Source organism: Streptococcus sp. (genome assembly GCF_019414905.1).
Classification (GTDB): domain Bacteria; phylum Bacillota; class Bacilli; order Lactobacillales; family Streptococcaceae; genus Streptococcus.
In genome coordinates this window covers 1-2,324 of record NZ_DXLC01000072.1, presented here as the reverse complement: position 1 = coordinate 2,324, position 2,324 = coordinate 1, and the positions used below count along the sequence as shown (strand labels likewise).

Sequence of the window (2,324 nt, the reverse complement as noted above, 5' to 3'; positions counted from 1 at the left end):
TGAAAATAGGAAACTGACGCAGTATTCGACGAATACAAGGAAGTTTATCTTTTTCACACAGCATCCCGTTCCGGCTCAAATCGGCTAATTAACTTTAGCCCGAGTTCGATTCAATTTGTAAATCTACAAGTTGAAACCAACAATAGCATGAAAACATTTAGAACGGGTAGGTCCTGCCTATCCGTTTTTATTAAAATCGTGTTATAATAGAATAGAAATCAAAAATAAATAGGAGAAACAAACCTCATGGCACGCGAATTTTCACTTGAAAAAACTCGTAATATCGGTATCATGGCTCACGTCGATGCTGGTAAAACAACAACTACTGAGCGTATTCTTTACTACACTGGTAAAATCCACAAAATCGGTGAAACTCACGAAGGTGCGTCACAAATGGACTGGATGGAGCAAGAGCAAGAGCGTGGTATCACTATCACATCTGCTGCGACAACAGCTCAATGGAACAACCACCGCGTAAACATCATCGACACACCAGGACACGTGGACTTCACAATCGAAGTACAACGTTCTCTTCGTGTATTGGATGGTGCGGTTACCGTTCTTGACTCACAATCAGGTGTTGAGCCTCAAACTGAAACAGTTTGGCGTCAAGCAACTGAGTATGGAGTTCCACGTATCGTATTTGCCAACAAAATGGACAAAATCGGTGCTGACTTCCTATACTCTGTAAGCACACTTCACGATCGTCTTCAAGCAAACGCACACCCAATTCAATTGCCAATCGGTTCTGAAGATGATTTCCGTGGAATCATCGACTTGATCAAGATGAAAGCTGAAATCTATACTAACGACCTTGGTACAGATATCCTTGAAGAAGATATTCCAGCTGAATACCTTGACCAAGCTCAAGAATACCGTGAAAAATTGGTTGAAGCAGTTGCTGAAACTGATGAAGACTTGATGATGAAATACCTTGAAGGTGAAGAAATCACTAACGAAGAATTGAAAGCTGGTATCCGTAAAGCGACTATCAACGTTGAATTCTTCCCAGTATTGTGTGGTTCTGCCTTCAAGAACAAAGGTGTTCAATTGATGCTTGATGCGGTTATCGACTACCTTCCAAGCCCACTTGACATCCCAGCAATAAAAGGTGTTAACCCAGATACAGACGCTGAAGAAACTCGTCCAGCATCTGATGATGAGCCATTTGCAGCTCTTGCTTTCAAGATCATGACTGACCCATTCGTAGGTCGTTTGACATTCTTCCGTGTTTACTCAGGTGTGCTTCAATCAGGTTCTTACGTATTAAACACTTCTAAAGGTAAACGTGAACGTATCGGACGTATCCTTCAAATGCACGCTAACAGCCGTCAAGAAATCGACACTGTTTACTCAGGTGATATCGCTGCTGCCGTTGGTTTGAAAGATACTACAACTGGTGACTCATTGACAGATGAAAAAGCTAAAATCATCCTTGAGTCAATCAACGTTCCAGAACCAGTTATCCAATTGATGGTTGAGCCAAAATCTAAAGCTGACCAAGATAAGATGGGTATCGCCCTTCAAAAATTGGCTGAAGAAGATCCAACATTCCGCGTTGAAACAAACGTTGAAACTGGTGAAACAGTTATCTCTGGTATGGGTGAGCTTCACCTTGACGTCCTTGTTGACCGTATGCGTCGTGAGTTCAAAGTTGAAGCGAACGTAGGTGCTCCTCAAGTATCTTACCGTGAAACATTCCGCGCTTCTACTCAAGCACGTGGATTCTTCAAACGTCAGTCTGGTGGTAAAGGTCAATTCGGTGATGTATGGATTGAATTTACTCCAAACGAAGAAGGTAAAGGATTCGAATTCGAAAACGCAATCGTCGGTGGTGTGGTTCCTCGTGAATTTATCCCAGCGGTTGAAAAAGGTTTGGTAGAATCTATGGCTAACGGTGTTCTTGCAGGTTACCCAATGGTTGACGTTAAAGCTAAGCTTTACGATGGTTCATACCACGATGTCGACTCATCTGAAACTGCCTTCAAGATCGCGGCTTCACTTGCCCTTAAAGAAGCTGCTAAATCAGCACAACCAGCTATCCTTGAGCCAATGATGCTTGTAACAATCACTGTTCCAGAAGAAAACCTTGGTGATGTTATGGGGCACGTAACTGCTCGTCGTGGACGTGTAGATGGTATGGAAGCACATGGTAACAGCCAAATCGTTCGTGCTTACGTTCCACTTGCTGAAATGTTCGGTTACGCAACAGTTCTTCGTTCTGCATCTCAAGGACGTGGTACATTTATGATGGTATTTGACCACTACGAAGATGTACCTAAGTCAGTACAAGAAGAAATCATTAAGAAAAACAAAGGTGAAGA

General features: G+C 42.6%; 1 protein-coding gene. It reads left to right on the top strand.

Annotated elements, in window-relative coordinates:
• Nucleotides 1-246 precede the first annotated feature (246 nt).
• On the top strand, nucleotides 247-2,324 hold a 2,078-nt coding region (fusA, locus tag QZ359_RS01825), incomplete at its 3' end, for an elongation factor G (RefSeq protein ID WP_293956958.1).